The following is a 7,076-nucleotide window of genomic DNA, read 5'->3' on the forward strand; positions in this document are numbered from 1 at the left end:
CAGAATGGTTTTTTGCCTAAGGAAATACCGGAAGGATGTCCGCAGAGGTGTTTTATGGTAAAATGGGGATGGTTTTTTACGACATTCGAGTAAAGTAGGTTCTGTGTATGACACCCAACGATCAGAAAATGTACCGTTTCAGCGAATCGCCAATCTGGGAGCTGCAGCGAGCCTATTATGAGGAGCAGGGCATTCGGGCATGGCAAAATAATGTGGTTCCTGAGTACATAACCAGTAATCCGATGATTGCAACCTCCTATGCGGAGATTATATTTGGCTTTCTTCAAGACCGGGCCAATCTAGGCTGCACGACGGAGCCTGTTACGATTGTTGAACTTGGCGCAGGATCCGGCCGATTGGCCTTTCATATTTTGAAGGAACTTTGCGCCATGATGGACTATGCGGGGATGCCGCTTCCCTCTTTTCGTTATGTAATGAGCGATTTGGCACTCAAAAATATCGCGTATTGGCGGCAGCATACGAGCTTGCGACCTTATGTGGAGCAGGGTCTCCTGGACTTTGCACAGTTCGATGCCGTGGCGGATACGGAGCTAATCTTGACGGAAACCGGCATCCGCGTCCGCAGGGGAGACTTGCAGCAGCCGCTGCTCGTGCTCGCGAATTATTTCTTCGACAGTATCCCGCAAGAGTTGATCTACGTGGATGACCATACCATTTATGATTGCATGGTGTCGCTGCGTTTCTCTGAAGAAACGGCAAATGTGTCCGCCTCTGAAATGCTGGAAAGCGTTACTGCCGAGTATGAATATCGTTTAGCTGAGGAATACGGGCAAGCATCGTACCCGTACCATAATGTGATAGAACAATATAGGCATAAACTGGAGGATTCCCATGTCCTTTTTCCGGTGATAGGCTTGCAATGTCTTGAACGGTTGAATTTGCTCTCGACAGAGGGCTTTCTGCTGATTACGGCAGATAAAGGAGACCACCGCTTGGAAAGCTGGGAATACAGCGAACCGCCGCAGCTGATCCATCACGGCAGCTTTTCATTAACTGCTAATTATCATGCCTTGAACTATGTTTGGGAGCAAAAAGGCGCCCAGTGTCTATTTACACAGCATCCTTATCATCACCTGAACATTGGCTGCATGTTGATGCTTTCCAATCCTCACGGATATGGAAACACGCGACTCGCTTATCGGCGATTTATAGAACGCTACGGTCCGGATGATTTTATAACGATTAAAGAATGGCTGGATGGTTATTTAGATGAATTGGACATGCCTCAATTCTTATCGTTCTGGCGATTGTCCGGCTATGATGTCCAGCTTTTCCTGCAATGTTCAAACCGGCTTACGGAAATGCTTCCGATGTCTGAGGAAGGTGTGTTTGACGATTTGCGTCAGGGCATTTTCCAGATGTGGGAGGGGTATTATCCGATGAATGCGGGACATGAAGTTGCTCTCGAATGTGCGGCACTTTTGTATCACATGGAAATGTTCCAAGATGCCATCGTTTTTTATGAGCGAACGGAGGACGCCTATCATCAAAACCCGGATGTACTCTATGCCATGGCAATCTGCTATTACGAGGTAGGGGAAAATGAAGCAGCCCGGCGTTACGCTGAGCTCATTCTGAAAGTAATGCCAGAGCATGAGGGAGCTTTAGCCTTATTGGGGCTTGAAGATTAGTAGTGAAGTCAGTCATGCCAAAAATTCCCGCGATCCTTGCAACTTTCTTTGAAGAAGCAACGTTAAGGAGGTAACAACAACCATTCCATTTTATTTCGCAAAGGAGAGAAAAGATGAATGAAAAAGTTAGCCGCCATAACGTTGACTACCTTGTTGATCAGTTCATTGACAGTTAGTTCCGGATTTGCGTTCTCTGACCTGGAGGAGGGGCAGTCGGAAGCTGTATTGGCGCTGAAAGACCGTGGGGTCGTGAGTGGGATCGACAGTGAACATTTTGTTCCTAAAGGTAAAATTAGTTATGCGCAAAGTGTGCAAATGATTGTCAAAGGGTTGAATTTGAATCTGGACACCATTCGTTTCGTTAAACAACCTGTGGCATCGGATATGTATGCCAGCATACCGAATGATGCTTGGTATGCGAACGCTTTTGTCATTGCGTATTATAACGGACTGGAGATCCCTAAGGATGTGAACCCGAATTCGATCATTACCCGTGAACAATTCGGTGATTTACTCGTGCATGCGCTTGAAAAGAAAGGGAATTTCCCGCTGATCAAAATGTTTATTATGATCAAGGATGAGGACCAAATTAATGTGAATTACCAAGGCACATTGCAAAGATTGCTGCTGTACAAAATCGCCCAGCTCGATAAAGACGGCAATTTCAATCCCAAAGCCGAACTTACGCGTGGAGAAGCGGCTAACTGGGTGTACAAAGCGATTCGATATGTGGAAACGCATACGCAGAACCAGGCTCCGGTTGAAGAAGTTTCCGTAAAAGTCGAGAAAGTGAATGACGATATCAACAAAGTGACATTGTCCAAAGAATTGCCTAATCCCGGTTATGGTCTTGCCATTCAAGCAATCGAGTTCTCCTCAGTCGGCCAGGCTGTTATTAAATACACCGTGCAGCAACCTAACCCGGATATGATGTATCCGCAAGTGATTACAGAAGCTAAGGTAGAAACGTATGTTTCTTCCAAATATAACGTCATTGCCGAGCCTGCTGCCTCGCAATAACAGGAAGTGCTGCTGCCGTGCATGAGGCGGCGGCATTTTTTTTGTACTTTTGCAACCTGTCATTTGAACATGTCCGATTCTAACTCTCTCTCATAGCATATAGCATCCTATTTTTATAGGAGGTGAGAGAGATGAAAATAAACTACTATACGTTAACTTTAGGCTTACTTGGTGCAGCCAAATTGATTTTAGACGCGTACGGTGTAGACATTATTAAAGATAGCGATATGAACGCGATCGCCAACGGTGTTGCTGCCTTGCTTTCAGTTGTCGGTATTTATACAAACCATCAGAAATCTTAGTTTTTTTGCGTTATGTGGGAATGGAATAGGAAATCTCCAGGCTTCGGGTGCGGACTCGGGGCTTTTTTTGTGTGGGTAATGGACTTTTTATTGCCTCGCGGGGAAATTGGGGAACTACAGGGCTCTATATGGATGAAAAGTGGCGATTTGCCGCTGTGGGGGAACTGTGGTCCGTTATTTTGCTAATATATAGCCGAATAGGCACTTTGGGTGGAAATAAGGGACTGTAGTTCCGTCTTAATAGTGTAGCGGGTGGTTTTTGAGAAAATAGAGGCCTGTAGTTCCCGAAAATGTGGAATATCTCGCATTGATTTGACGCGGTACCGCTGAAAAGGAGAAGGGAATGAATGGTTTGGACATACTAATGACAAATGTCCAGCAGGAGGGCTTGGCTTGCAGAGAAAACGCTTGATTATCATTTCATTCATGCTGCTACTGACCACCGGTTGCTCCTATTCCGCAAAGCTTACTGTCCCGCAGGAACCCGGACCGCAAGTGAAACAGATTGAGCCTCTCGCAGCCGTGATTCGCTCAAATCCATCAAATCCGCCAATCCCATCAAACTCATCAAACTCATCAAACTCATCAAACTCATCAATCCCATCAAACCCGCCCATCCCACCAATCCCACCAACCCCACCTACCCCACCTACCCCCTCTAGAGGGGATGAGCCTAGTGTGAATAAAGCAACTCTGGCTGCGATCGGAGACGTTCTGATTCATAGCGAGGTCTATCAAGACGCCAAGCAAAAGGACGGTACCTACAATTTCAACGGCATGTTTGAGGGTGTGCAGCGATATTTGCGTAAACCTGACATTTTAGTTGCTAATCAGGAGACGATGATTGGAGGGAAGGAGCTGAGATTGTCCGGTTATCCGTCGTTTAACAGCCCGCATGAAGTCGGAGATGCCTTGAAGTCGGCAGGCGTGGATCTTGTTACCGTCGCTAATAATCATTCGCTTGATCGCGGTGAAAAAGTGATTCAAAGCGCGCTTTCGTACTGGGAAAAACTTGGCATTCCCTATACAGGCTCATTCAAATCGCAGGAAGATCAGAACCAAATCCGTGCGCTGACCCAAAACAACATCACATTTTCGTTTCTGAGCTATTCTTATGGCACCAATGGGATTCCCCATCCGAAAGGAAAAACGTTTCTTCTCAATCGAATTGATGTCTCCCAGATTGCCATTGACGTGGAACAAGCCAAAAGCATATCTGACGTCGTTGTGGTCGCCATGCATTGGGGAACGGAGTATGAATCATTCCCCAATGAGAGCCAGAAGGAACTGGCCCGTAAGTTAGCGGATTTAGGCGTTCATATCGTCATCGGAAATCATCCTCATGTGCTGCAGCCGCCGGCTTGGGTGACTGGGCAAAATGGCCATAAAACGCTGGTGCTTTACTCGTTAGGCAATTTTATATCGGCACAAGGTGGAGTAGCAAAACGCGTGGGAGGAATGGCGGCGATAGACGTCATCAAAACCACGGTGAAAGATCGTTCAACAATTGCATTGAAGCATCCGGCTTTTCTTCCCACTTATACGACTTACCGAAAAATGACACAGTTTAAGGTGATTCCAATGCTTGAAGCCACTAACGAACAGCTAAATAACAGCAGCATTCAGTATGATCAAATCAAAAAACATATGAGAACATACATGCCAGAGCTGATCATCATCGGCAGCGACAAGTAGGCGCGATGAAAATGAAAAATAAAACACCCCTCGAGCGTGTCGAGGGGTGTTCCTTCTGAAATCCCAGATGAGGCGTCGTCTCCGCCCTGAGTCATCACGAGAGGCTCTCGTTGTCATCCGAGCTTGTTGCTTGCGAAGTACGTGCTTCGGCCAATTGTGCATGCGCCGCGTCCAATTGCTCCTGCGCATCCTGAATCGCCTGACGGCGATTATTGTCAGCTGTCTGCGCTGCATTCAGATTGCTAAGTGCATGAGCTACGGCATTATGAGCTTGAATTTCAGAGCTTTGCTGTTGATCGGATTGTTGGTCTGACATGAAGCAGCCTCCTATCTCTTGGATTTTTTCTTAGTTAATATTCCCAATCAAGCAGGAATCATTCATTTGGCAATGGAAAATAGATGGCGAGGAGGTCTTTCAATTGCAAATTAACCGTATCAATCATTTTCTTTTTTCCGTCACGGATTTAGACAAGTCCATTCCATTTTATCAAGATGTATTCGGGGCAAAGCTCTTAGTAAGAGGTAGAAGCTTAGCCTATTTTGACTTAAACGGCCTGTGGCTGGCGCTGAATGTGGAGAAGGACATTCCTCGCAATGAGATCCAGTACTCCTACACGCATATTGCTTTTACCGTTGAGGAGGAAGATTTCCAAACGACAGTGGAAAAGCTTGAGCAGTTAGGTGTGCATATACTTCCTGGCCGTGCGAGAGATGAGAAGGACAAGCGTTCCGTCTATTTCACGGATCCGGATGGCCATAAATTCGAATTTCATACCGGAACTTTGGAGGATCGGTTAGCTTACTACAGGGATGAAAAACCTCATATGCTATTTTATGATGATGATGGGTTGAACTGAAAACAAGCTGTCCTCAAGGTTGATCTACCTTTGGGACAGCCTGTTTGATTTGCAAAAGCAACATTAATCTTGCGATTGCGACTGGTTGTTGGAAGAAGAGGAAGGGTTGGATTGGAAAGCTTCAGCTGCTTCCTCTGCGGAAAACTCCGTGTCATCTTGACCTGGAACCGGAAGTTTATTTAACTCTGTAGACTGAACCTGAGCTTTGCTTGCTTGATTATTATTATTTTGATTCTGCATAAGGACACCTCCTTTGTTTTTTAAACAACAAAGCATAGTATCCCATAATAGGAATATTTTATACGGATTGGGAGGACATAAAACAATAAATCAAGTCTTGAATGTTGACGAACCGCCGCTCTTTGGAGAGCATGAAATGGATAAGCCTTTTGAGAGGCGTGCGCTCCTCGTAATAGGGCGGAGCATATTTTCGGATGTGAATATACGGAAATTCGAGATACGGGTGATAAAAGAAAGACGCTAAATCCGTTTCCGCATACTGAGTAACCTGCTGCGTAATCCTGGCGACATCTTGTTCCACGGCATCGGAGCTAACATAGCCAAGGGGTGTAGGCACGTAGTAGGTTCTTCCTACAATGGATGCAGCGTTTTGATAGGTCACCTGACGGTTAGTCGGGTCATGGGGATTGTTTTCGTAGATCAACCAGGAACAAGTTTCCAATATTTTACGCTGCACCTCCGATGCGGTATAGTGCGGAGTTTCAAACCAATCCGGCCGCAGACCCGCAGTTTGAAAAGCGGACAAGGCCATGTGAAATCTGCCGTACGCATAGGACTTCTGAATGTGCAAACTATCGGTTAGAGATGATATCGGATCATCCGGCGGGCAATCTTTGACGCAGTCCGGATAAGCAAATTCATACCCTTCGCCGCTGACGGAATGACCGTATTGATGCGTATATCCGTGAATGCCTAATGAAGCTCCGCGCATTCTTAGTGCTTGCAGCGTTTCAACAAATCTGACGGATATGGCATCGAAGGGATTGCTGATCGTACAGTCATACTGAAGCTCCGGATTGATGAAGCGGGGAATGACGGCGACGTGAAAAGGTACTTTTTGCATATATAAATAATCCGCAACGGCACGCAATTTCATCTGGCTCTCCGTTGATTCGTAATAGCCTCCAGGACCGACGTCCTCCAGCCGCAGTAATGCTTTCAAGTTGAAATCCCTCCGCAACGAATAGGTTGTTTTACTTCCCATATCATTGTATGTGTAAGACTTCTGTTTCATTTCGATGAAAATAGGCGTGTTGTTTTTTAGGCAAGCATACGGATTGGGGGGAGTTGAGACGTTGCTGCCTGAGCTGGTTTTGCGCAAGCATCAGTGTCCTATGCAATGGAAGGAAATGCTCAGCTGTCGCATTAGCTAACTGGAAAATAAAATCTCCATCTAATTTGCTCGAAAGTTGAGCTCGCAGGAAAATAGCAGGAAAACCTCAGGCTGTCGAGTAAAACGCTTTCAAGCAATAGCATAGTACATCGCTATGCGTTTCCAATGCTTTTTTCTGTGGTAAATAAAAGATCGC

General features: G+C 46.0%; 9 protein-coding genes. 5 read left to right on the forward strand and 4 right to left on the reverse strand.

What is annotated here, in order from left to right; translation table 11 throughout:
• The first annotated feature begins 107 nt into the window (after positions 1 to 107).
• The 3 genes from GC097_RS24170 to GC097_RS24180 all read left to right on the forward strand — a co-directional run bounded on the left by GC097_RS24170 (position 108) and on the right by GC097_RS24180 (position 2,974).
• A complete protein-coding gene (locus GC097_RS24170; protein WP_171685869.1) occupies positions 108 to 1,652 on the forward strand; it encodes a tetratricopeptide repeat protein in 1,545 nt (514 codons plus the stop codon).
• A 117-nt stretch (positions 1,653 to 1,769) separates the two neighbouring features.
• Complete coding sequence (locus GC097_RS24175) at positions 1,770 to 2,672, forward strand: S-layer homology domain-containing protein (protein ID WP_171685870.1); 903 nt, start codon at positions 1,770 to 1,772, stop codon at positions 2,670 to 2,672.
• Positions 2,673 to 2,803: 131 nt separating this feature from the next.
• Positions 2,804 to 2,974 (forward strand): hypothetical protein, encoded by a 171-nt coding sequence (locus GC097_RS24180; protein WP_171685871.1) that lies wholly within the window; start codon positions 2,804 to 2,806, stop codon positions 2,972 to 2,974.
• Between the two features lie 452 nt (positions 2,975 to 3,426).
• Here GC097_RS24180 and GC097_RS24185 read toward each other — a convergent pair whose 3' ends face one another.
• Complete coding sequence (locus GC097_RS24185; protein ID WP_171685798.1) at positions 3,427 to 3,591, reverse strand: hypothetical protein; 165 nt, start codon at positions 3,589 to 3,591, stop codon at positions 3,427 to 3,429.
• A gap of 61 nt (positions 3,592 to 3,652) precedes the next feature.
• Here GC097_RS24185 and GC097_RS24190 point away from each other — a divergent pair, with 61 nt between their 5' ends.
• On the forward strand, positions 3,653 to 4,669 hold the full coding sequence (locus tag GC097_RS24190; protein WP_171685872.1) for a CapA family protein: 1,017 nt from the start codon (positions 3,653 to 3,655) through the stop codon (positions 4,667 to 4,669).
• 94 nt (positions 4,670 to 4,763) lie between these two features.
• Here the strand turns inward: GC097_RS24190 and GC097_RS24195 are convergent, their stop codons facing one another.
• Positions 4,764 to 4,985 (reverse strand): hypothetical protein, encoded by a 222-nt coding sequence (locus tag GC097_RS24195; protein WP_171685873.1) that lies wholly within the window; start codon positions 4,983 to 4,985, stop codon positions 4,764 to 4,766.
• A gap of 103 nt (positions 4,986 to 5,088) precedes the next feature.
• Between GC097_RS24195 and fosB the strand changes: the two genes are divergently transcribed.
• Positions 5,089 to 5,526 carry a metallothiol transferase FosB gene (fosB, locus tag GC097_RS24200; RefSeq protein WP_171685874.1) on the forward strand — a complete coding sequence of 146 codons (438 nt, stop codon included), beginning with the start codon at positions 5,089 to 5,091 and terminating at the stop codon, positions 5,524 to 5,526.
• A gap of 63 nt (positions 5,527 to 5,589) precedes the next feature.
• Here fosB and GC097_RS24205 read toward each other — a convergent pair whose 3' ends face one another.
• Together GC097_RS24205 and GC097_RS24210 are read right to left on the reverse strand one after the other, a co-directional pair.
• A complete protein-coding gene (locus GC097_RS24205; RefSeq protein ID WP_171685875.1) occupies positions 5,590 to 5,766 on the reverse strand; it encodes a hypothetical protein in 177 nt (58 codons plus the stop codon).
• Between the two features lie 58 nt (positions 5,767 to 5,824).
• On the reverse strand, positions 5,825 to 6,709 hold the full coding sequence (locus tag GC097_RS24210) for a DUF2334 domain-containing protein (RefSeq protein WP_171685876.1): 885 nt from the start codon (positions 6,707 to 6,709) through the stop codon (positions 5,825 to 5,827).
• Positions 6,710 to 7,076: the final 367 nt, after the last annotated feature.

This window comes from Paenibacillus planticolens, from assembly GCF_013141725.1.
Taxonomy (GTDB): Bacteria; Bacillota; Bacilli; order Paenibacillales; family NBRC-103111; genus Paenibacillus_E; species Paenibacillus_E planticolens.

Coding starts and splice junctions, on each gene's coding strand:
- GC097_RS24180 (WP_171685871.1), top strand. CDS start 2,804: ATGAAAATAAACTACTATACGTTAACTTTAGGCTTACTTGGTGCAGCC.
- GC097_RS24185 (WP_171685798.1), bottom strand. CDS start 3,591: ATGGGCGGGTTTGATGGGATTGATGAGTTTGATGAGTTTGATGAGTTT.
- GC097_RS24205 (WP_171685875.1), bottom strand. CDS start 5,766: ATGCAGAATCAAAATAATAATAATCAAGCAAGCAAAGCTCAGGTTCAG.
- GC097_RS24175 (WP_171685870.1), top strand. CDS start 1,770: ATGAAAAAGTTAGCCGCCATAACGTTGACTACCTTGTTGATCAGTTCA.
- GC097_RS24195 (WP_171685873.1), bottom strand. CDS start 4,985: ATGTCAGACCAACAATCCGATCAACAGCAAAGCTCTGAAATTCAAGCT.
- GC097_RS24170 (WP_171685869.1), top strand. CDS start 108: ATGACACCCAACGATCAGAAAATGTACCGTTTCAGCGAATCGCCAATC.